Source organism: Streptomyces sp. JNUCC 63 (assembly GCF_054366325.1).
Map to the genome: position 1 here is coordinate 7,951,553 of NZ_CM135963.1, position 23,220 is coordinate 7,974,772.

Here is a 23,220-nt window from a genome sequence, read left to right on the forward strand (position 1 = left end):
GGATGCGAGAGGGGTGCGGGGCGCTACAGGCCAGCCTGACACCGCAGCCGAACTGCATGACTGCGTCGCCGAATTCCATGACCGTGAGTACGGCATTGGCGGTGCCGAGACCGCCCCGCCCACCGAGGGCGACGCGGGCGTCGCCCCCCCCGCGAGTAGCCGGAGGGCGAGCCCCTGCAGGATCGGGAGATTGAGCAGGAGACCGCGGCCGCGGGAGGCCGGGCTGCCAAAGAGCAGCGTGGCCCGAGAATCGATGCCGAGGTCGACGAGCTGCCTTCGCCGCAGGACTCTGCCGAGGGGGGCGGCCTCACCGTCGTCGACCGCTACTGCCTCGCATGGATGGAGTATCAGGCTCAGCACGGCGGCGAACCTGATGCCGGCGAACTGTCCGCCTTCCTCGCACAGGAGGGCATGCTCGGCCGGGTGGGCAGGCCCGGTCCGGATCAAGCCGGAGCGGCCGGGCCCGTGCCGTCGGGCATGAAACCGGGCGTGAACGTGATGGGCAGGCGCTCGAGGCCGCGCAGACCGCCTGGCCTCCACCGCAGCTCGCCCGGCGGCACGGCCAGGGCGAGACCGGGAAGGCGGCGCAGGGCACTCCCGATGGCGACCTGACCCTCCAGCCGGGCCAGCGGGGCGCCCAGGCAGTAGTGGATTCCGTGCCCGAACGCGAGGTGGGCGTTGTCCCGACGGGTGATGTCCAGACGATCGGGGTCCGGGAACCGCGCCGGATCCCGGTCGGCGATGGCGGAGGCCACCAGCACGGTGGCGCCGCGCGGGATCCTCACTCCCGCGATCTCGACGTTCTCCCGCGCGAAGCGGGCGATGCCGGGGTTTACCGGTCCGTCGTAGCGCAGGAACTCCTCGATCGCGTCCGACAGCAGCGCCGGATCGTCCCGCAGCAGCTGAAGCTGGTCGGGATGGGCGAGCAGTGCGGCGATGCCGCCGCTGATCAGGTTGACCGTGGTGATGTATCCGGCCACCAGCAACAGGAACGCCATGGCGATCAGCTCGTCCTCGTCCAGCCGCTTCTCCTCGTCCCGAGAGATGATCAAAGCGCTGAGCAGGTCGTCTCCGGCGCTGGCTCGTTTGGCTTCCAGAAGCTTGATCAGGTACGCGCGCATCTGCTGCCAGGCACCGTCGACCACGGTCGGGTCCGGCGGCTCGGGTCCCTGGAGGATCATGTCGTCGGTCCACCGCTGGAAGTCGTACCGGTCCATCGTGGGTACCCCGAGCAGCTCACTGATCACGGCGACCGGAAGCGGCAGCGCGAAGTCGGCGACGAGGTCCGCGCAGCCGGCCTGCACGATCGCGTCGAGCAGCCCGTCGGTGATGGCCTGGACACGGGGCCGCAGCTCGGCCACCCGGCGCGCGGTGAACGCCTTCGAGACCAGGCGACGCAGGCGGGCGTGGTCGGGCGGGTCCGCCCGGAGCATGGTGCTCAGCATGGACTCGCGCTCCGTCGCGGGCAGCTGTCGGAGGAGCCGGGGGTCCGACGCGTCGCGGACATCGCTGCTCAGTCGCGGGTCGCAGAGCGCGGCGAGACCGTCCTCGTAGCGCGTGACCAGCCAGGCCTCCAGGCCGCCGACGATGACCGCGCGCCGCACCGGGTCCTCCTCGCACAGCTGTCGGTAGAACGGGAACGGGTTTGCCACGAAGGCCGGATCGGCATAGGGAAGCAAGGGCGGCTGCTCGCTCATCGTCGTCTCCCGAAGTACGTCGAGGTGCTTCACAGAACGTCTGGGTTCGCCACGGACTGCGTGGCGGATTCAGCAGACCTTGAGTGCATATGCCCCAGTATGGCGACTCTGCGATTTACGCTGAATTGCTCGGGAGCGGGCGCTGGACGGTGGTGTTACGGGCACGGCCGGGCCGTGACGGGAACGAGGAACGGGTCGTGCGTCGGCTGCCGCGAGCCCGTGAGGCGCCGCGTGATCCGGTGCTGCGGGCACGGATGGTCGAGCTGAGCTGGTCCGGGCGGCGAGTGCCGGCCATCGCGGACGAGCTGAGGTGCGGTCCCAAGACGGTCCGCCGCTGGTTGCACCGCTTCAACCGCCTGGGCCTGAGGTTCCCCCGTTGTGCGGGAGGTGCTGATCAACTGGTCAGGAGGCGGCGGGGGCCGTGGGGCCAGGCAATGGCGGACTCGGCGCCCACCGGATGCGGCCCAGGCCCGAGCCGTGCGACTGTCCGCGCCGGGCGATCTTCGGGACGATGCCGCGCTCACGCAGGCGGCGGCGGTACCGCTCGTGGTCGTAGCCGCGGTCGGCGTACAGGGCGCGGGGCTTGCGCCAGGGACGGCCCCGTTTGCCCCGCACCGGTGGCACGCCGTCGACCAGCGGCAGGGGCTGGGTGACATCGTTGCGGTGTCCGCCGGTCAGCGACACCCGCAGCGGGGTGCCGTGTGCGTCGGTCAGCACGTGGTGCTTCGAGCCCGGCCGCCCGCGGTCAACCGGGCTCGGACCGACTTTGGGCTGCTGCGCCCCCGCTTGGCCGGCACAGGCACATGGGAGGCGTCGATGGTGGCGCGGGAGAAGTCCAGGCGGTCCGCCGCCCGCAACCGGTCCGGCAGCACCCGCTGGAGGTCGGCCCACACCCCGGCCTGCTGCCATTCGGCCGGCCGCCGCCAGCAGGTGGAACCGGAGCCGAACCCCCACTCCTGCGGCAGGTACTCCCACTGGATGCCGGTGTAGAGGACGAACAGCACACCCTGCAGCGTCCTGCGGTCATCGATCCGCTTGCGTCCCGGGTGCCGGAACCGCCGCTCGTGCTTCGGCAGCAGCGGCTCGATCACCGCCCACAACTCGTCGCTGACCTCCCACGGCTTCCGCCGCGCCATCGGCACCCCACACAGCACGAGATCACCTGCATCTCCACCGTGCCACAGGAAGATCATTCTGCAAGGACCCCCAAGGCGGCATGGTTGGCGGCCATTGACGGCTGTACTGAGTACGCCTACCTTGCCCTCACCCGCGCGGCGGACATGTGTCGGTGTGACGGGTTCCGAGGAGATGGGGGCAGGGCGATGAAGGCAGTGCTCCAGGAGCGGTTCGGGCCGCCGGACATCCTGCGGCTGCAGGAAGTCGACCGGCCCCGGGCCGGGGCCGGCCAGGTGCTGGTTCGTGTGCACGCCGCCGCGCTCAACCCCTACGACTGGCACATGATGCGCGGCGACCCTTACGCGGCGCGGCTGATGGGAGGCATGGGACTGAGCCGTCCGAAGTGCCGGGTGGCCGGCATCGACGGGGCCGGAGTGGTGGAGGCTGTCGGCGCCGGCGTAGGAGGGCTCCGGCCCGGCACTCCGGTACTGGGCTTCTGCGCGGGGGCGTTCGCCGAATACACGTGCACCACGGCGGAGTTGGTGGTGCCCAAGCCCGAGCGTCTGTCCTTCGAGCAGGCCGCGGCCGTGCCGATGGGGGCGGTGACCGCACTGCGCGGTATCCGGACGGTGGGCCGGGTCCGGGCCGGGCAGCGGGTGCTGGTCAACGGGGCGGGCGGCGGCGTGGGCACCTTCGCCGTACAGATCGCCGTTGGCCTGGACGCGGAGGTCACCGGGGTGTGCAGCGCCGGCAGCACCGAACTGGTGCGCTCACTGGGCGCCGCGCACGTCATCGACTACGCCCGCGAGGACTTCACCGACGGACGCGCCCGCTACGACGTGATCCTGGACAACGTGGGCAACCTTCCGCCGGGCCGACTGCGTCGGGCGCTCACCCCGACCGGAGTCCTGGTGGCCAACGGGGGCGGCTCACCCGGCCGGGTGTTCGGGGCGATCGGCTCCATGCTGAAACTGGCCGCGGTCAACGCGGTCACCCGGCACCGCCTGCGCCCGATCATCCCGGCGACTCCGGGCGGTCCGGCCCACGAAGACCTGCTCGCCGCGACCGCGCTCATCGAGGCCGGTCAGGTCACTCCCGTGGTCGGCCGGACCTACTCCCTGGCCGATACGGCCGAGGCCATGCGCCATGTGGAGGAGGGCCACTCCCGCGGCAAGACCGTGATCACCGTGCGCTGACGTACGGGCTTCCGGTCCTGCTCGGCGCTCGGGGGATTGCCCGGCTGAGTGCCGCCGAGGGGCACGTTCGGCGAACGCGCCCCTCGGCGGTGCCGGCGGCGAAAGGGTCAGAGCTGGCCGGACTCGGCGATGGTGATCTTCGCGGAGGTACGGCCGCTGGAGGAGCCAAGGGCCTCGATCTTCTTGACGAGGTCCATGCTCTGGGCGTCGGCGACCTCGCCGAACACCACGTGCTTGCCGTCCAGCCAGTCGGTCACGATGGTCGTGATGAAGAACTGCGAGCCGTTGCTGTTGGGGCCCGCGTTGGCCATGGACAGCAGGCCCGGCCGGTCGTGCTTGAGGGTGAAGTTCTCGTCGGCGAACTTCTGGCCGTAGATGCTCTTGCCGCCGGTGCCGTTGCCCCGGGTGAAGTCGCCGCCCTGGAGCATGAAGTCGGGGATGACACGGTGGAACGACGAGCCCGCGTAGCCGAAGCCCTTCTCGCCGGTCGCGAGGGCGCGGAAGTTCTCCGCCGTCTTGGGAACCACGTCGTCGAACAGGTTGAAGACGATCCGCCCGGCGGGCTCGTCGTTGATGGTGATATCGAAGTAGACCTTGGTCGTCATGCCCCCATCCTGACATCCCGCCGGGCACCGCTCGCCTCCTACCGTGCCGTCGCCGGGCCCGCCGGTAAGACCGCTGTGCGGACCTGTGCCGTGGCCCCGACCCGGTGTACAGGATGAACGCATCAGCCACCGAACGAGCGCGGGCACGCCCACTGGCCCGTCACGGGGCGCGGATGAGATCTCGGCCGCTGGCGGGAAAGTCGGATAAACGGCGGGTGTGCCGGGTAGGACGGACGCCGGGATGATCTCCACTGCGGAGGACGCCCCAGTATTTGCCCGGCCGGGCTTGCCCGGTGAACCGCTCCGGGTCTGGTGGAGGCTTTACCTGTCGACGCCTGGGTGACCAGTTGAGATCGCCACCTTCGACCATGACCCCGACCAGGTTGCCGTGCGTCCCCGTACACGGCTGGTCAGCGCACCGATGGATGCTGTCACCGGTGCGCTGACCTCGGCGGCCTGGAAAGGACTCGCCCTGCGATCACCAGCGCCTCGACTCCAGCCAGCCGACTTCCTGACCGGGCCGTGGACCGTCACGAACGATCGCGGCTAATGCACGTAGAGTTTGTGAGGATTGGGGTAGCTCGCCTGGAGGCTCCGCAGTGCGCGAATGTCGGAGGGCTTGAGCTTGATGCAGCCGTTGGACTTGTAGTCGCTGTTGCCGTCCCACCGGTACGGCTCGGAGCTACCGGCCTTGCCACTGGGGAGCATCTCGCTGTGGATGAACAAATCGGTGCGCCAGCGGCCGCTGTGGCACTTGTGATCGCCGATGTACCAGGCAATGCCGTTGACGCCGTGCGGTCCGCCGTCGTGATGCGCATAGAACTTCTTGACGGTGTACGTGCCGTTCGGCAGCCATCCGGCGTTGCTCGCACAGGTGTTCTTGCTGCCGCTGCCCGAGCCGGCCCGCCAACTGCCGAGCGTGTGAATGCGGGGATGGTCCGGGTTCGAGGACTGCACATAAACGAAGTACAGCCGAGAGTTCTGCGAATTCGATCCCTTCTTGAACTCCAGGTAGGTGTAGTTGCTGCTCGCGGCCTGGACCGTGGTGTGACCGATGCTCTGCTTGGCCGCGGAAAGTGCTCCCGACTGGGCGTGCGCCGCGGGTGCGGCCATCAGGCCGCCACTCAACGCGGTGGCCGCCGCGTACAGCAGCAGGCGGTTCTTTCGGGTGGTCATGGATCTCCTGTCGTGGTTGAAGCCTGAACACAGCCGACGGCAGGGCCGGCTGCGGGAGTGGTGATCCGATGGTGCTGAGGAGGGCAGCATCGAGGACAGGGCATCGGGGTATGACGGGCAAAGATGGGACGTCAGGGCTGTGACCAGGGAGGATTCGACGACCGCTGACGCATCTCTGGGACGCCGGGCGCCTGTCGATGGCCGAAAACGGGCTCGGAAAGTTCCTGCCGGGCTATTCCACGTACGGCAGGGTTGTGACGGAGACCGCCGCATGCCTGGGGGACAGCATGGGACAGTGGAAGCCGTTGGCCGACGGATTGGAACCACCGGTACATCAGCTGATCGTCCGTCTGCGGGAACTCAAGGACCAAATGGGGGTCAGTACCACGACTCTGGCGGCGAAGACCGCTTACAGCAGGTCGTCCTGGGAGCGATATCTCAACGGCAGGCAGCTGCCGCCGTATCAGGCCGTGCAGGCCATGAGCAGGGTGTCCGGCACCGACCCCGCGGAGTTGCTTGCCCTGTGGGAACTGGCGCAGCACGCACGCGCACAGGAACGGCAAGACTCGAAACCGGAGTCTGAGCCGGTGACTGACCTGCAGCACCAGACCGCTGGACCTACGGAAGAGCAACGCCGTCCGCGCCATCGGTGCCTGGCGCTGACCGCGGTCGTCTCCGCCTTGACGCTCGTGGTGCTGGCCGTGGCAAGTTGGGTGGCGTTACGCGACGACTCGACACCCGCACGGTCCGGGCGGCAGGAACACCAGAGCCACGCCGCCGTACAGCCGTCAGGCTTCGCCTGCCACTACACACGGCGAAATGGTCGGCTGTTCGCGGGCCACAGTATGTCCGAGCCGCTCGTCGTGCTGAATACCGGTGGCGAGCAGGTGGTGGAAGTGCAGTGCCTGCTGATCTTTCATGGGTACTCTCCCGGCCGGGTCGACGGCCTCTTCGGTGAGCACACGGAAAAAGCCGTCAAGGAGTTCCAGCGCGCCGACGGCGCCGCCGCTGACGGGAAGGTGGGCCCGCAGACCTGGGCCCTGCTGCGGGCGTGAGCGGCTCCACCCGGCGTCCGCTCCCGCCGTCCCTCGATCCGCAGACTGCCTATTTGGTAGGGACGTTGCGGGAGTTGAAAGAACGCACCGGACTCAGTTTGACCGCCCTGGCGGCCCAGACGCCATACAGCAGATCGTCGTGGGACCGCTATCTACGCGGACTGAAACTGCCTCCGCGAGAAGCGGTCGAAGCGCTCGGGCAACTCGCCGGAGAGCCGACCGAGAGACTCGTGGCACTGTGGAAACAGGCCGAGGCTCAGTGGAGCAGGAGGGACACCGAATCCGGACCCGGCACGGGCACACCGAAGAGCACCACACGACCGGCTTCTGCCGAACCACGCCCTGCCTCCAGTTCGGGGGATCGTTCCGCAGCCACCTACTGGATCCGTCTCGGAACGATCGTGGCGGCGGTCGTGGGCGTCGTGGCCTGGGTCTGCCTCCGTGTGCTCGGCGCGCAGGTGGAGACCACGTCGTCAGGCGAGTCCGACCGGTTTGAACCGGTCCCCCTGACCGTCGGCTGCCGGGGTGCTCAGTGCAAGGGTCGGGAGGCGAACGCAATGGCATGCGATGTGGACGCGGCTTCCTACGCCGACCTGCGGATCGGTTCGAGCCACGTAGAGCTCAGAATGAGCCGCAACTGCACTGCTGCCTGGGCACGGATCTCCTACTCATCCGTCGGCGACCGGTTGAAGGTGCAGGACCGCACCGGCTCCGCTCAGACAGTCACCGTCGCCGACAAAAAGGCAACCGACCGATACGTCGTCACCCGTATGCTCCCCGCCGGCTCACCCACCCAAGTGCGCGCCTGCTGGGAGCCCCGCGAGGGCGGTCGCCACTGCACTTCCTGGGGCACTACGGCGCCGCTGTCAGCCCTGGGCGGTCCAGCACATCGAGGCACCCGATGACGAGGCGCTCCAGGCCGAACTGTGTCGGTGATCGACGGATACGACACCTACGGCGCCGCCAGACCGAGACCGGCTGAGGTACTGGATCGCCGACGTCTGCGCGGACGAGCAGTGCGGCCTGGCCACGTTCGCAGCCGGACTGATACCCGACCTCGACGCCGTCGTCCATGGCATGAGCACCAACTGGTCATCCGCGCCGGTCGAGGGCCGCGTCAACGACCTCAAAGCCCTCGAGCGCAGCATGTTCGGCAGAGCGAAACCACTCCTACTACGCAAGCGGCTCCTCCTGACCGCGGCCAGCCGCCGACCACAGATGGTGCCTCAACTTCCCCTGCAGTCACGGTCTCTACGCTATGAGAGGAAGGACACCGGAGGCTGAAGTTCCCAGCCTCATAAGTTCGTTTCTGGCGTGCATTCACTTGACTGATCCATCGTGTTCGGCGCCCTACAGGCACGATGGAAGGAACTGCATCAGATGCAGCCTGCAAGATGTCGCGGACGGCTCACAGCGGTCGCCGTGACTGCGATGCTTCTTGTCACCAGTCTTGTGACAGTCGCTCATGCGAACCCCGACTCGGGCAAGGGCAAGGGCAAGGACCCAAAGCCCTCTACTCCCGTCTCCCAGGCCGTACCCGCCCTCACCCCGGCCGACGGGGCCTACCTGGAAGGCAGGAAGAAGGTCGCGGCAGAACCCGTCGTGGCCGGTGACAGCGTCACCGAACTCTCCGTGGACGGCAACCGGATCGATGCCGCCAAGACGGTGGGCGTCTCCAAGCTGCGCTTCGACGTCGGGTCCAACTCGACCGAGGCCCGGTACCACAACTACGTGGTCGTCAACGGCTCCTTCAAGGCCGAAATCGGCGACTTCGTCAACGAGCGGGCGACCCTTGAGGTTCCCAACGAGCACCTGGTCACGGGTGAGAACACCGTCGAGATCCACGCCGGTGCCATCGAGACCTCGTGCGGCATGAACTACGACGACTTCGTCCTCTCCGACGTCAGCCTGGAGCTGCTGGGCGAAGTCGCCGACGGCGAGGACAACCCGTACACCTTCTCCTTCGGTGACGGCAGCTGCGGCACCAACAACACGCTGCTGAAGGAAGCAACCCTGAAGTTCTACGTCCACGGCGACCCCAAGGGCACCACGGGTCTGGCCGCGGACCTGGACACCACCAAGCTGGCCAACGGCAAGCACACCATCGCCGCGAAGAACGCCTCCGGCGCCACGGCCAAGCACACCGTGACGGTGAACAACGCCCCGGCCGGCGCGCCCACCCTGCTGCCCACGGACGGCACTCTGGTACGGGGCGACCAGACGGTCACCGCGACGTCTCCGGCCTCCGGTGAGGGTGACGCCGCATCCCTCACCGTCGACGGCAGGAAGCCCAAGGCCCGGGCCACGCTCGGCACCGGCGCCGCGGCCTTCTCCTTCGACGCCGGCAGCAACTCGATCGATGCCAAGTACCACAACTACCTGCTGGTCAACGGCAAGCGCATCGAGCTGGGCGGCACCTATGTCAGCGAGCGCGTGAAAATCGCGGTCCCGGCCCGGTTCCTGGTGCCCGGCGACAACACGATCAAGGTCGTGACCGGCGTCTACGCCGACAGCTGCGGCGCCAACCGCGACGACTTCGTGATGTCCGACCTCGGCCTCGAGCTCGCGGGCGCCACCGTGACCGGCCATGACATCAAGCAGACGTACAACATGGGCGACGGAAGCTGCGGCAGCAGTCAGACCATGCTGCGCGACGTCGAACTGCACTACACGATCGACGCCCCGGCCGTGCAGGTCGTCCCGACCCTCGGCTCGGGCACCGCGACCCTCAGCTTCGACGTGGGCAGCAACTCGATCGAGGCCCGCTACCAGAACTACCTGCTGGTCAACGGCCAGAAGGTGGTGCTCGACAGCGACTACGTCAGCGAGCGCGTCGACTTCACCTTCCCCAATGAGTACCTGGTACCCGGCTGGAACACGATCGACTTCGTGACCGGCACGTACGAGACCTCGTGCGGCGCCAACCGGGACGACTTCACGATCAGCAACATCGCCCTGACCCCGGCCAAGGGCAAGGCCGCCGGTCGGATGCTCAAGAGCTCCTACGGCATGGGCGACGGCAACTGCGGCAGCAATGTCAACCTGCTGACCGAGATCGACCTCGAGTTCCTGGTGGACGCGCCCTCCCAGGGCCTGCGCGCCGACCTCGACACCACCGCGATAGCGGACGGTGAGCACAAGCTGGCCGCCGCCTCGACCACCGGAGAGGTCGCCACCCGCACCCTGTTCACCGACAACTCCGGCCCGGCGGTCGCGAGCAGCGTCCCGGCCGAGGGTCAAAAGATCACCGCCGCGGTCGTGCTGGACGTCAAGCTGGAGGACCCCTCCGCTGTGGTCTCCGGTCCGGACGTCAAGCTGGACGGCAAGCCGATCGCGCTCGGCGCCGAGGTGGGCCCCGGCCTCAAGGCCGGTTCCCACACCCTCGCGGTGACCGGCACCGACGGCCTCGGCAACACCGCCACCCGAAAGATCGCCTTCACGTCCGCGGGCATCCCGGACGCCCCGGCCAAGCTCTCCCCGGAGGTGGGCGACACCGGCGTGCAGGGTTCCGCGACCCTCTCCGCCGAGGTCGGCGAGCCCGACGGCGGCAAGGTGGAGGCGACCTTCTCCGAAGCCGAGATCCTGACGCCCAACCAGGCGTACCAGGGCACCTCGCGGGAACTGCCCACCACCCTGCGGGTGAAGGGCGAGAAGAAGGTCAAGACCGACGGGCTCCTGCCCTTCGACGGCAGGACGCTTGACGCGCCGGCCGGCCCGGACGTCACCTACCAGCGGTTCGACATCCAGGTGAAGGGCCATGTGGACACCCCGGTGCTCCGCTGGGAGGGCGTCATCGACCCCGAGCGCCTCGCCGGTCTGCGTGCCTGGAACACCAAGACCCGGGCGTGGGACCTGCTGACCAGCTCCCGTGGCGCGGCCAAGGGCACGACCAGGCTCAGCGCGGTCGTCGACGACCGGTACATCGACCACCAGCAGGTCCACGTCATGGTGACCGGTGAGGACCCGTTCGCCGACGACATCGAGCCCGGCGACCCCAACGCCTTCGCCGACCCGTCCACCTACGACTTCTCGGTCGCCCACTTCACCGATACGCAGTACCTCTCCGAGGGCTCGGTGAAGCCGGAGACCGCTGAGGAGCGCAAGGTCTGGGAGTCCGGCTACGCCAAGATCATCGACTGGATCAAGGCCAACCAGAAGCAGCGGAAGATCGCGTACGCGGCGCACACGGGTGACATCATCGAGGACAACATCCGCAAGCCCACCACCGACACCCAGCAGCAGACCGTCGTCGGCGAGTACGAGGTCTCCTCGAAGCTCCAGCGCGGCCTGGACGAGGCCGGCATCCCCAACGGTGTGATCGCCGGCAACCACGACAACCAGTCGGGCACCGAGACCGGGCCGGAGTCGATCTACAACAAGTACTACGGCCCCGACCGTTACCACACGGCCGCCCAGGGCTGGCAGCACGCCGAGTACGGCGGCCCGTGGAAGCCGGGCGACAACCAGAACCACTACGACCTGTTCTCGGCCGGCGGACTGGACTTCGTGGTCGTGGGTCTGTCGTACGGGGTGACGCGGGAGGAGGCCGAGTGGGCCGACTCCATCTTCAAGAAGTACCCGGACCGCAACGGCATCCTGCTCTCCCACGACTACCTGGTGCCGAGCGAGAACCCCGACGGCCGCGGCGCCGGATTCTCCGCCCCCGACGGCTCGATGCTCTACAAGACCGTGGTGGAGAAGAACCCCAACGTCTTCCTCATCCTCGCCGGACACGAGCACGGCGTCGGCACCAACGTCAAGCCGAAGGTGGGCCAGGTCGGCAAGGGCGTGGTCGAGCTGCTGGCCGACTACCAGTTCTACACGGTCCGCGCCGACCGCCTGGGCCTCACCGGCATCGGCGGCCACAAGCCGGACGACGAGCTGCAGTTCGGCGCGAGCTTCCTGCGGCTGCTCCAGTTCAACGTGGCCCGGTCCGAGATGACCGTCAACACCTACTCCCCGCTGCTGGACGACTTCGGCGCCACCGAGTTCGACCCGCGGCACCGGTACAACGGCCGGGAGGACAACATGATCCTCCCGGTCGACCTCACGACCCGCACGACCAGCTTCAAGACGGACTCGCTGGCGCTCTACAAGCCGAAGCAGATCATCGGCAAGAGCACCGTCGCGTCGGGTCAGGTCGCCTCGGTGAAGTGGGACCACCTCAAGGACAGCACCGCCTACGCCTGGTTCGTGACGGCGCGCTCCTCCGGCGGCGGTGTGACCGCCTCCGAGCCGAGCGTCTTCGTCACCAAGGACAAGAACGGCCGCCCCGGCAAGCTGAGCGACAGCTCACCGCTGTCGTCCTGGTTCGACCGCCGGTGACGTCCCACTGCCGGTGATGTCCGACCGTATGCAACACCCGGCCGCCCCGGACCCCGGTCCGGGGCGGCCTTCCTCCCGCACTTGGAGACACCAGACCATGCGCCGGTTGTCCGCCCTCCCACTGCTCCTCCTCTTCCTCTTCCTGGGAAGCACCCAGGCCTCGGCACACGACGCCACAACCAAGGCCCACGCCCGGCTGACCGGTGAGGGCGCGGACGTCACGGCCGTGCTCGAACTCGAATACGACCTCCTCATGAAGTCGGCCTGGCTCTACGCCGAGGCCTACGAGGCCAAGGAGCGCACCGAGCAGCTCCACCAGCTCAAGATCAACCACGATGCGGTGACCGAGTACGTCACCGAGCGCTTCGCCGTGGACTACGACGACAAGCCCTGCGCACCGTCCACGGTGGGCGACGCGGACATACGCATCCGAAGCGGCAAGACCTTCGCGGTGCTGACCCTCGCCTACGACTGCGCGGACGGGAGCGGAGACGAGCACGCCGTCTCCAGCGCGCTCTTCCCCGACGAGGAGTCCTTCGTCCACAGCACGCAGACCCTGGTCACCTATGACCTCGACGGCAAAAAGGGCTCAGCGGTCCTCTCCGCCGCCGACCCGACGCTGCGCACGGGCCAGGGCCGGACATCCCACCAGGTCGGGGAGTTCTTCCTGCTCGGCACCGAGCATCTGCTGTTCGGCCTCGACCACGTTCTCTTCCTGACCGCCCTGCTCATCGGCGCGCGCCGACTGCGCGACGTCGTCATCACCGCCTCCGCCTTCACCGCCGCCCACAGCATCACGTTTCTGCTGGCGGCACTCGGAGTGGTGGATGTGCCCAGCGCCCTCGTCGAGCCGGTCATCGCGGCGACGATCACCGTCGTGGCGGCCGCCAACCTCCTGGGGAAGGGCGAGGACAGGTTCGGCAAGTGGCGGCTGCCGGTGGTCTTCGCCTTCGGCCTGATCCATGGGCTGGGCTTCGCCGGTGCGCTCGACATCCAGGAGCCGGGGTCGTGGGGGCTGCTGCTGTCGCTGCTGAGCTTCAACCTCGGCATCGAGGCCGCCCAACTGGCGCTCATCGCCGTGCTCTTCCCCTTGCTGATGCTGGTCCGTCGGACGGCCACGGCCCGCTGGGTGCTGGTTGCGCTGACGACAGCCATCGTGACGATCAGCCTGTACTGGTTCCTCGACCGCATTCCGCTGCCGATCGGGCAAAGCTCCTGACGCATCGTCGATCCAGGGTGTGAAGTCATGAACGATCACAGACCTGATGGCAGCGCCGGGGATGCGGAGGCCGGACCAGGGATCAGGCGCCAATTGCGGAAGCGCAGGTGCTGCCGGCGGAGGCGGGGCGGCCAGTGGCACCGCTCGTGATCGCCTGCGTTCCACACACGGTCCGAGGCAGGACCGGATCTCCGTCCGCCCATTCGGCAGCCGCGCGAGAGAGCCTCTGGCGCCGCGGCGGGCAACGCTCGCCCGTCAAGGAACGGCATCCGGTGCGTGCTCTCGGCGTCGCTGTGCCGTTCGGAAACTCGTCGATACTGATCAGGCGGCGTATCTTTACTCGTTCTCGCAGGCGATCAACCGGCTCAAGGCCGTCCTGATCGCCGCCGACCCACCACTGAGGGCCGGCCGGCTCGGCTCGGCAATCAGGAGTGGAGCGTGGTCACCGCCCAGGCGATCAGGGCTTCATATCGCGGGATGGGGCGGAAATCCGCTTGCCCCTTCGACGCGTATCACACCCCTCACCCGTTCCTCCGGTCCGCCCGGGAACCGGGCGGACCGGTGTCGGGACCCTGGGCGGTCTCGGCGGTTGGCACCGCCCCGCCGCGGCGTTCGACCATGGACGTTCGGCGTACGCGCGTACGCCAGGCGGAGCCCCGTGCCCTCGGCGGCCGGCCCCCTGACGTGGGTGGGCGCCGCGCGGGGTCGGGCCGACGCGTGGCGGCCGGCTCCTCCCCTGCCGGAACCTCGCGGCGCAGGCGGCGGGGGAGCAGGCGCAGCGCGTCGCCCACGTCGGCCACCTCGGTGACCCTCATGCCGGCTGGGATCCTGCCCGGGTCGACGGGCACCAGGGCGTGGGGGAAGCCGAGCCGGGCGGCCTCGGCCAGCCGCCGCTGCACGCCGGTGACCCGGCGGACCTCACCGGCCAGGCCCACCTCGCCGATCGCGATCAGGTTCTTGGGCAGTGGGGTGTCGCACGCGGCGCTGGCCAGAGCGAGGGCCACGGCGAGATCGGCGGCCGGCTCGGTGAGCTTCACCCCGCCGACGGTGGCGGTGTAGACGTCGCGCCTGCCCAGCTGCGAGATTTTCCCACGCTGTTCGAGGACGGCCAGCATCATCGCCACGCGGGAGGTCTCCAGGCCGGAGGTCGTGCGGCGCGGATAGGGGAGCTGCGAGTCGACGGTCAGGGCCTGGACCTCGGCCACCAGGGGGCGGCGGCCCTCCAGGGTCACGGTCAGGCAGGTGCCGGGCACCGGCTCGTCGCGCCGGGTCAGAAACAGGCCGGACGGGTCGGCGAGGCCGGTGATGCCCTCGTCGTGCAGCTCGAAGCAGCCGACCTCGTCGGTCGCCCCGAACCGGTTCTTCACCCCGCGGACGAGGCGGAGGCGGGCGTGCCGGTCGCCCTCGACGTGCAGCACGACGTCCACGAGGTGCTCGAGGAGGCGGGGTCCTGCGATGGCGCCGTCCTTGGTGACGTGGCCGACCAGGATTGTGGACATCCCGCGCTCCCTGGCGGCCCCGAGCAGCGCGCCCGTCACCTCGCGTACCTGGGCCATGCCGCCCGGCGCACCGTCGATTTCGGGGGAGGCCACGGCCTGCACCGAGTCGAGGACGAGGAGCGCGGGCTGGACGGCGTCGAGGTGGCCGAGGACGGCAGACAGGTCGGTCTCCGCGGCGAGGTAGAGGTGGTCGGAGAGCGCGCCGATCCGGTCGGCGCGCAGCCGCACCTGGCCGGCCAGCTCCTCGCCGGTCACATACAGCGCGCGGGCGGCGGCGCTGGAGGCCTTCGCCGCGACGTCGAGCAGCAGCGTCGACTTGCCCACGCCCGGCTCGCCGGCGAGCAGCACGACGGCGCCGGGCACCAGGCCGCCGCCGAGCACGCGGTCCAGCTCGGGCACGCCCGTGCCGCGCGCGGTGGCCTGCCGGCCGTCCACCTGGCCGATGGGGAGGGCGGCGGTGGTGACCCGGCCGGGCGCGGTCGTGCGGACGGCGGGTGCGCCGAGCTCCTCGATGGAGCCCCAGGCCTGGCACTCGGGACACCGGCCGAGCCACTTGCCGGTGGTCCAGCCGCACTCGGTGCAGCGGTAGGAGGGGCGGTGCCCGAGGGGGAGGCGGGAGGTGCGGGCGGCCATGGCTCTCACCGCCGCGGGGACCACTGCCGGGGCGGCGGTGAGGCGACATGCCCCCCGGAACCCGTGCCGAACGGGCCCTGCTGCCCGGTTCCGGGTCCACCCTGCGGCAGCGGTGCGAGGCCCAGGTGGGCCCAGGCGGCGGGGGTGGCGACCCGCCCCCGGGGGGTGCGGGCCAGCAGCCCCTCGCGCACCAGGAACGGCTCGGCGACCTCCTCCACCGTCTCCCGCTCCTCCCCCACCGCGACCGCGAGGGTGGACAGACCGACCGGCCCGCCGCCGAAGAGGCCCAGCAGCGCGCCCAGCACCGTCCGGTCGAGCCGGTCCAGGCCGCGGCCGTCGACCTCGTAGACCGCCAGGGCCGCGGAGGCGACCTCGCGGGTCACCACGCCGTCGGCCTTGACCTGGGCGTAGTCCCGCACCCGGCGCAGCAGGCGGTTGGCGATGCGCGGGGTGCCGCGGGAGCGGCCGGCGATCTCCGCGGCGCCCTCGGGCTCGATCGCCACGTCGAGCAGCCGGGCGGAGCGGTGGATGACACGCTCCAGCTCGGCCGGTGCGTAGAACTCCAGGTGGGCGGTGAAGCCGAAGCGGTCGCGCAGCGGGGGCACCAGCAGCCCGGCCCGGGTGGTGGCACCGACGAGGGTGAACGGGGGCAGCTCCAGGGGGATGGCGGTGGCGCCGAGGCCGGTACCGACCACGACGTCGACGCGGAAGTCCTCCATCGCCATGTAGAGCATCTCCTCGGCGGGACGGGACATCCGGTGGATCTCGTCGAGGAAGAGAACCTCACCCTCGGTGAGGGAGGAGAGGACGGCGGCGAGGTCTCCGGCGTGCTGGATGGCGGGCCCGGAGGTGATGCGGAGCGGGGCGTCCATCTCCGCAGCGATGATCATGGAGAGGGTGGTCTTGCCGAGGCCCGGAGCTCCGGAGAGCAGCACGTGGTCGGCGGTCGCGCCGCGGGTGCGGGCGGCGCGCAGCACGAGGTCGAGCTGCTCGCGAACCCGCTCCTGGCCGATGAACTCGTCGAGGTCCGTGGGTCGCAGCGCGGCCTCGACGGTCCGGTCCTCGCCGTCGGCGCCTGCTCCGACCAGCCGGTAGACCGGCTCGATCGTGGCGGGCCGGCCAGGGGCTGTCTCACTGCCGGTGTCGTTCTGGTTCATCGTCGTACGGCCATTACGTATTCGTATGCAAGTTCGAAAAAGGCTAGAATCACGCTAAGCGCAGATGAAGGGACAATCAATATCTTTTAGGCAGAAACCTGCTCAGGTGGCGATGATCAGCGCCGCGAGCGGCACAGGACTCCATCCGCCTGCCCGTGCGGGACGTCTTTCAGCGTCCTGTGCGCCCCCGCGGCCCGCAGCGTCTTGTGGGGGAGGGCTGAGGGGTCGCCCCGCCGCTGCCTCCGCAGCCTTCTCCGACGTAACCTGGTAAATCCTGGCAAAAGGGGTAAAAATGCAGGCGGTCTGGAGGGGGGTCATCTCCCTCGGCACCATCGACATCCCCGTGGTCCTCTATAAGGCCACCGAGACGGACAGCGGTCCCGTCCTGCACCAGGTCCACGCCGAGGACGGCTCACGCGTGCGTCACAAGTTGTGGTGCGAGGAGGAGGACCGGGAGATCGAACACCGGGAAGTCGCGAAGGGCTATCAGCACCCCGACGGCCGGAGGGTTGTTCTGAGCGACAAGGAGCTGGCGACCCTTCCCCCGCCGGACAAGGAGCGGATCAGCGTGTTGGCCTCTGTCGACGACGGCAGCATCGATCCGATGGTGCTCGGGCAGGCCTACCACGTCGGAGGATCGGATCCGATAACCGACCGGTTCTACGTCCTGCTCCGGGACACGCTGAGGGAGTCCGGGCGGGTCGCCGTCACCAAGGTCGCCCTCGGAACCCGTGAGTCCCTGGCGGTGCTGCGCGCCCACAACGACCTCCTTGTCCTGCAGACCATGAGCTGGCCCGAAGAGGTCCGCCGCCCGACCGGCATCGCCCCCAGGAGCGACATCGCCGTGAGGCCGCAGGAGCTGAAGATGGCCATGCACCTCATGGACATCCTCTCCGAGGGCTTCGTCCTGGAAGAGCTCCACGACGACTACCAGCAGGCTCTGCAGCAGGTCGTCGCCGACCGCTTGGAGGAGATGGCGTCCCCGCATCACGCCGACGACACCGACCTCATGGCCCTGCTGCAAAGCAGTTTGGAAGCGGCGAGGAGTGGCCGCGTCGATGCCACACCAGCCAGGAGGACTGCGGCCAGGAAGAGCGCCTCGGCCGCGAAGCGGGCCACCGTGAAGAAGAAACCAGCAACCGGCGCCGCCGCGGCCCAAAAGACCACCGCCAAGACCACCGCCAAGACCACCGCCACGAAGAAGGCCACTGCGAAGAAGACCACCGCGAAGAAGACAACGCCCCGCCGAGCGTCCTGACCGCTCCACCCGGATGGGCACCGTTCCCGGACGGCCGGTCGGTGTCGGCCACGGCACGGGCGCCTGCCACGGACGGCACCGCCGCCGGCACGGGAGCGGTCACAGTGCCGGGTGCAGGTCCGTGACATCAGCGACTCGCAGCCCCGCGTAGCCCTCACGGCCGTGCGGGGTCTGGTGGACTTCCGTCCAGGGCGCAAGGAGCCGGACGATGCCGGTGCCGCGGTTGCGCGGCGCCGTGCCGTGCCGCCTGCAGTTGGTCTGTCTCGGCAGCGGGGACGTGCTGGGCTGCGAGCCGGCGGGAGGGCGGTCTGCGGGCCGTGGAGCGCAAGCTGCTCGCCTTGTGGGGGGCGATCGGGCGGGCCACGGTGACGGGCGACTGGCGGCCGAGGCCGAGCCGGCTGTGCGACTGGTGCCCCCATCGGGTGCTGTGCCCGGCGTGGGGCGGCATCCCGCCGCCCTGTCCCCTGGCCGCGGCCACCGACCCGGCCGCGGAGCACGACGAGCGCCCGGCCGCCGGCGCCCGCTGAGGCCGGACCGCTTCACCCGCGGCGGCTCGCCCGGAACGGCACCGTGCCCCGTGGTGGGGCCGGCCCGGCAGCCCTCCTCGAAACGCAGGGGCCGGACGTGTCCGGCCGCGACATGGGCACAGGCAAGCTCATTTTAGGTCCTGGCACTGACAATTGGGACTCTTGGCAACTTTTCTGAAGAGAAGTGTTGATTATCTTCTCTATGCGCGCGTAGCGTGAAGTTCCAGACAATCTTCGAACTGGTATTCGAACAAGCCGGCGGCCGTGCGGGTGCCCGTCCTGCCGGGTGAGGACCGTCTTCCGTCCCTCCCCAGGCCCACCCCGAACCGCCGTCGGAGACGCCAGAGGAGCACGGCGTGAACCACCTCGCCTTCATCCCCGCCACCAAGGAACAGGCCAAGGCCCGCATCGCGCTCACCGGGCCCACCGGATCGGGCAAGACCTACACCGCCCTGGTCACAGGCACCGGGCTCGGCGACCGGATCGCCCTGGTCGACACCGAGCACGGCAGCGCCGCCAAGTACGCCGACGAGTTCGCCTTCGACACCCTCCCGCTCACCACGTTCCAGCCCACCGCGCTCGTCGAGGCGCTCGCGGTGGCCGCTCACGACGGCTACGACGTCATGATCGTCGACTCCCTGAGCCATTTCTGGTCCGGCACCGGAGGGATGTTGGAGCAGGTCGACAACGCGGCCAGGCGCGTCGGGGCGGGAGGCAGCTTCGCCGGCTGGAAGGAGGCCCGCCCCCTGGAGCGGGCGATGCTCGACGCCCTGCTCGCCTACCCCGGTCACCTCATCGTCACCATGCGCACCAAGACCGAGTACGTCGTCGAGGCCGACGAGCGCGGGCGCAAGGTGCCGCGCAAGGTCGGGCTCAAGCCCGAGCAGCGAGAGGGCATCGAGTACGAATTCGACATCGTCGGCGACCTCGACCACGAGAACACCCTGGTGATCTCCAAGTCCCGGGCCAAACCGCTGTCCGGGACGGTGCTCCACAAGCCCGGCGCGGAGTTCGCCGAGGCCGTCCTCGGCTGGCTCAAGGCCGGCAAGCCCGCCAAGTCCGTGCCGGACTACATCACGGCGGCCACCGCGCCGGGCGCCACCTATGAAGACCTGCGCGCCCTCTACGAGGAGGCCCGCCGGCACAACCTGATCGGCGCCGCCGTCCTGGACGGCGAGGAGACCCGCACGCTCGGCGAGCTGATCGTGCGCCACGGCACCGAGGCGGCGAAGAACCGGGTCGCCCAAGATGTCGAGTCGAGGGCCGGGACCGGGTAGGGGGCCAGGCCGCATGAGCCTCAAGGACCAAGCCACCCGGGTCGCCGTGCTCCGGGTGCTGCGCGACGCGGTGGACGCCGAGTACGAAGCCGCCCGCCGCACGGTGCTCGACGGGCTGCGCGCGGCCCGTGCCGAGCTCGACCTGAAGTCGATCCGGGCGACCCTGCCGGACCACACGCCCATCGCCACCATCACGCTCATCGACCCCAGGCCGACGGTCGTGATCGCCGACGAGCACGCCTTCCTCACCTGGGTGGCCGAAAACCACCCCAGCGAGGTGGAGACGCTCACCCGGGTGCGCCCCTGCTGGCAGCGGGAATTCTTCACCCGGCTCGCCTGCCTCGACCCGGTCACCGACCCGCACACCGGCGAGGTGATCCCGGGACTGGCCGCGTCACCGGCGCCCCCGCCGCGGTCGTTCAGCCTTCGCCCCGTGCCCGGCGGGCCGGAGAAGGTCACCCGCGCCTGGCGCACCGGCGAGCTCGACCTGCGCCAACTGCTCGCCCTCGACGGCGGTGCGACATGACCACCGCCCTCTCACCACTGGATCGTCCAGGTCGGCCACCTGGGTCGCGGTGGCTGAACCCCCACGGACAGGTTGCCGCACCCGCGACGCCACCCTGTACGGGTATCGCGAGGGCGACGGTGCGACGGCTCGCCGCGACACCCGCCGCGTCCCGGCTGGAAGGAGACATCGTTGACGCCGCCCGAGACGGTACGGCTCGTCGCCCCGGTCGCCGCGATGCGCCCCTCGGCGCATCTGGAGGAGACCACGGCACGAGCCTGATACCTCCTCCTTGCCGACCTGGATGCCACCGACGCGTGGACGGCCGTGATCCGGCTGGGCCGACAGCGGCACCACATCGCCGCCGACATCCTCGCCGAGGTGCGCGCGGTCCGCAGGGAGCGGCCTGCCCGCGCCCCGCTGCCGGACACCGACCCGGGCGACCCGCGCCGCTACCGCGCGGAACTCCTCGCCATCGTGAACGCGATCGCCTCGAGCGCATCGACCAGGCGCCCGTCACCCCGGCCGATCCGCCTCCCGTCTCGCCAACCCGAAGCACGACGTCAGCTCGAAGCGCGACCTGCGCATCCGCTTCCTTCGCGTGCCTTGCCCCTGGTACAAGGGCCGCCTCCGGCGACCCTCGCGTCGTCCCCCGGCTCGGCATTCCGCTGAGGAACACCCCGCCCACGAGGCACGGCTCATCGCGGCCGGGACTTGCCAACTCGGGCCGAGAAAGGGCGGGAAAGGACAGAGAGTGAACCCGACCACCGCCTTGCCCCGCAGCGCGGCGTGCCACTTCGCCGGCACACGGTGCGAGTCCCACCCACTCCGGGCTACCAGCCGTCTCGAACCGGCACGGGTGAGGGATCACTCGTCGAACGAGAGGAAAGGCCATGGTTGGTGAAACCATCATCACAGTGGTCGGCAATCTGACCGATGATCCCGAGCTACGCCTCAACCCGTCCGGCGATGCGGTCGCGCACTTCACCGTCGCCTCCACGCCCCGCGCCTTCGACCGGGAGACTGGGAAGTGGAGGGACGCCGAGACGCTGTTCCTGCGCTGTTCGGCCTGGGGGCAGATGGCCAGGCACGTCGCCGAGTCCCTGACCCGCGGTACGCGCGTCATCGTCCAGGGACGGTTGCGCCAGCGGACGTACGAGACCAAGGAGGGCGAGCGCCGCACCGTGGTCGAGTGTGAGGTCGACGAGGTCGGTCCCTCACTGCGGTTCGCCACCGCGCAGGTCACCAAGGCCCCCCGCGCGAGCGTCTTCGCCGGCGCCAGTCCACCCGCCGACGACCTGTTCGCCCGGAACGAAGGCGAGCCGCCCACCCCCCGGCAGGGCGAGGAGCCCTTCTGATCGACGAGAGCACCGCAGAGGCTGACCGGCATGACCAACCCTGCCCCGACCGACCCCCGCACGACCTGGACCCCGCAGGCTGCACTCGGTTTGACCTGTACCGATTGTCATCCCGAATACCGGGACGACCACCAGGACGACGACTCCCGTATCCGCCCGGAGGCCTCCATCGAGACGGTCCTGGACGGATGTGAGGGGCACGGCCTCCCAAGGCTCCCCGATGACCCGGTCGATGAGCTGCCACGGAGAGAGGAGCCGACCGCCGCCGAGGCGACTGGAGGAAGGACGGCAGCGTCGCCTGGGCAACCGGCGGCGACCAACAAGATCACAGATTGACGGCAGCCCCGCGAGCGGCGCCGAGACGGTGAAACAGAGCCGGAGTGATGCGACACCCGGCACCATCACCCCGAAGTCCGCGCGGGCCGCCGCAGAACCGACACCCCGGGCCGCCGGCGCGGTGGCCCGGGACCGTCGGCCGCAATGACACACCACATCCCATCCAGGCGGACGCCATGAAAGAACAGGACCGCGAGAGGGCGCTCGAGCTGGCCCTCATCCAGATCGAGAAGCGCTTCGGCAAGGGCTCGGTCATGTGCCTCGGCGATGACCCCTGGTCCCCCATCGAGGTCATCCCCACCGGGTCGATCGCTCTCGACGTCGCCCTTGGCATCGGCGGCCTGCCCCGCGGGCGGATCGTGGAGATCTATGGACCTGATGCCTCGGGCAAGACCACTCTCGCCCTGCACGCGGTGGCCAACGCCCAACGCGCCGGCGGCACCGTGGCGTTCATCGACGCCGAGTACGGCCTCGACACCGAGTACGCCAAGCGGCTGGGCGTGGATGTCGACGCCCTGCTGGTCTGCCAGCCGGACAACGGCGAGCAGGCGCTGGAGATCGTGGACATGCTGGTCCGCTCCGGCGCGCTCGACCTCATCGTCGTCGACTCCGTCGCCGCCCTGGTGCCGCGCGCGGAGATCGAGGGCGAGATGGGCGACAGCCACGTGGGTCTGCAGGCCCGCCTGATGAGCCAGGCCCTCCGCAAGATCACCAGCGCGCTCAACCAGTCGAAGACCACGGCGATCTTCATCAACCAGCTGCGCGAGAAGATCGGCGTGATGTTCGGCTCCCCGGAGACGACGCCCGGGGGCCGGGCGCTGAAGTTCTACGCCTCCGTGCGCCTGGACGTCCGCCGGATCGAGACGTTGAAGAACGGGACCGAGGCGGTCGGCAACCGCACCCGTGTCAAGGTGGCCAAGAACAAGTGCGCACCCCCCTTCAAGCAGGCCGAGTTCGACATCCTGTACGGGCGGGGCATCAGCCGCGAGGGCGACCTGATCGACCTGGGCCTGGAGCACGGCTTCCTCTACAAGTCCGGCGCCTGGTACACCTACGAGGGCGACCAGCTCGGCCAGGGCAAGGAGAACGTCCGCAACTTCTTCAAGGACAACCCCGACCTCGCCGACGAGATCGAGAAGAAGATCAAGGAGAAGCTGGGCATCGGGGCGGGACCGGACACCGTCCCCGCCGCCTCCATCGAGTTCTGACCCGGTGCAACCCCCTTCCGAAATCCGTCTGTCCGGACTCTGCGCCCCTCAACGGGAATCCGTTGAATCAGGA

The 23,220-nt window shown here is 69.5% G+C and carries 15 protein-coding genes and 3 pseudogenes; 12 read left to right on the forward strand and 6 right to left on the reverse strand.

What is annotated here, in order from left to right:
* Positions 1-443 precede the first annotated feature (443 nt).
* Entirely contained in the window at positions 444-1,697 is a 1,254-nt protein-coding gene (locus tag ACX25U_RS36945) for a cytochrome P450 family protein (RefSeq protein ID WP_454386521.1), read from the reverse strand.
* A gap of 254 nt (positions 1,698-1,951) precedes the next feature.
* Here ACX25U_RS36945 and ACX25U_RS36950 point away from each other — a divergent pair.
* A pseudogene (locus ACX25U_RS36950) lies at positions 1,952-2,050 on the forward strand (helix-turn-helix domain-containing protein); the annotation flags it as partial.
* 47 nt (positions 2,051-2,097) lie between these two features.
* Here ACX25U_RS36950 and ACX25U_RS36955 read toward each other — a convergent pair.
* Positions 2,098-2,833 (reverse strand): annotated as a pseudogene (locus tag ACX25U_RS36955) (IS5 family transposase); the annotation flags it as partial.
* A gap of 186 nt (positions 2,834-3,019) precedes the next feature.
* Between ACX25U_RS36955 and ACX25U_RS36960 the strand changes: the two are divergent.
* Positions 3,020-4,009 carry an NAD(P)-dependent alcohol dehydrogenase gene (locus ACX25U_RS36960; RefSeq protein WP_454386523.1) on the forward strand — a complete coding sequence of 330 codons (990 nt, stop codon included), beginning with the start codon at positions 3,020-3,022 and terminating at the stop codon, positions 4,007-4,009.
* A gap of 107 nt (positions 4,010-4,116) precedes the next feature.
* Here ACX25U_RS36960 and ACX25U_RS36965 read toward each other — a convergent pair whose 3' ends face one another.
* Complete coding sequence (locus ACX25U_RS36965; RefSeq protein ID WP_454386525.1) at positions 4,117-4,614, reverse strand: peptidylprolyl isomerase; 498 nt, start codon at positions 4,612-4,614, stop codon at positions 4,117-4,119.
* A gap of 546 nt (positions 4,615-5,160) precedes the next feature.
* Positions 5,161-5,790, reverse strand: coding sequence for a L,D-transpeptidase family protein (locus ACX25U_RS36970; RefSeq protein ID WP_454386527.1), 630 nt, complete (start codon positions 5,788-5,790; stop codon positions 5,161-5,163).
* A gap of 197 nt (positions 5,791-5,987) precedes the next feature.
* On the opposite strand from ACX25U_RS36970, the gene ACX25U_RS36975 reads away from it, so the two are divergent.
* The 4 genes from ACX25U_RS36975 to ACX25U_RS36990 all read left to right on the forward strand — a co-directional run bounded on the left by ACX25U_RS36975 (position 5,988) and on the right by ACX25U_RS36990 (position 13,389).
* Positions 5,988-6,845 carry a peptidoglycan-binding protein gene (locus ACX25U_RS36975; RefSeq protein WP_454386529.1) on the forward strand — a complete coding sequence of 286 codons (858 nt, stop codon included), beginning with the start codon at positions 5,988-5,990 and terminating at the stop codon, positions 6,843-6,845.
* Complete coding sequence (locus ACX25U_RS36980; RefSeq protein WP_454386531.1) at positions 6,842-7,750, forward strand: helix-turn-helix domain-containing protein; 909 nt, start codon at positions 6,842-6,844, stop codon at positions 7,748-7,750. The genes ACX25U_RS36975 and ACX25U_RS36980 overlap by 4 nt, the downstream gene beginning before the upstream one ends.
* Positions 7,751-8,297: 547 nt before the next feature.
* The gene (locus ACX25U_RS36985; RefSeq protein WP_454386532.1) at positions 8,298-12,170 is read left to right on the forward strand and encodes a metallophosphoesterase; all 3,873 of its coding nucleotides are present in this window, start codon (positions 8,298-8,300) and stop codon (positions 12,168-12,170) included.
* Between the two features lie 97 nt (positions 12,171-12,267).
* Entirely contained in the window at positions 12,268-13,389 is a 1,122-nt protein-coding gene (locus ACX25U_RS36990) for a HupE/UreJ family protein (protein WP_454386534.1), read from the forward strand.
* Between the two features lie 521 nt (positions 13,390-13,910).
* On the opposite strand, the gene radA is transcribed toward ACX25U_RS36990, so the two are convergent.
* Positions 13,911-15,521 carry a DNA repair protein RadA gene (gene radA, locus ACX25U_RS36995; RefSeq protein ID WP_454386536.1) on the reverse strand — a complete coding sequence of 537 codons (1,611 nt, stop codon included), beginning with the start codon at positions 15,519-15,521 and terminating at the stop codon, positions 13,911-13,913.
* Between the two features lie 5 nt (positions 15,522-15,526).
* Entirely contained in the window at positions 15,527-16,678 is a 1,152-nt protein-coding gene (gene ruvB, locus ACX25U_RS37000) for a Holliday junction branch migration DNA helicase RuvB (RefSeq protein ID WP_454386538.1), read from the reverse strand.
* A gap of 292 nt (positions 16,679-16,970) precedes the next feature.
* Between ruvB and ku the strand changes: the two genes are divergently transcribed.
* The 6 genes and pseudogenes from ku (at position 16,971) to recA (ending at position 23,147) form a co-directional block, all read left to right on the forward strand.
* The gene (ku, locus tag ACX25U_RS37005; protein ID WP_454386540.1) at positions 16,971-17,936 is read left to right on the forward strand and encodes a non-homologous end joining protein Ku; all 966 of its coding nucleotides are present in this window, start codon (positions 16,971-16,973) and stop codon (positions 17,934-17,936) included.
* 220 nt (positions 17,937-18,156) lie between these two features.
* Positions 18,157-18,463: pseudogene (locus ACX25U_RS37010) on the forward strand (recombinase RecB); the annotation flags it as partial.
* A gap of 356 nt (positions 18,464-18,819) precedes the next feature.
* On the forward strand, positions 18,820-19,740 hold the full coding sequence (locus tag ACX25U_RS37015) for an ATP-binding protein (protein WP_454386541.1): 921 nt from the start codon (positions 18,820-18,822) through the stop codon (positions 19,738-19,740).
* A gap of 13 nt (positions 19,741-19,753) precedes the next feature.
* Positions 19,754-20,266, forward strand: coding sequence for a hypothetical protein (locus tag ACX25U_RS37020; protein ID WP_454386543.1), 513 nt, complete (start codon positions 19,754-19,756; stop codon positions 20,264-20,266).
* Positions 20,267-21,138: 872 nt separating this feature from the next.
* Positions 21,139-21,603 (forward strand): single-stranded DNA-binding protein, encoded by a 465-nt coding sequence (locus ACX25U_RS37025; protein ID WP_454386545.1) that lies wholly within the window; start codon positions 21,139-21,141, stop codon positions 21,601-21,603.
* A 512-nt stretch (positions 21,604-22,115) separates the two neighbouring features.
* Positions 22,116-23,147 (forward strand): recombinase RecA, encoded by a 1,032-nt coding sequence (gene recA / locus ACX25U_RS37030; protein WP_454386547.1) that lies wholly within the window; start codon positions 22,116-22,118, stop codon positions 23,145-23,147.
* Positions 23,148-23,220 lie beyond the last annotated feature (73 nt).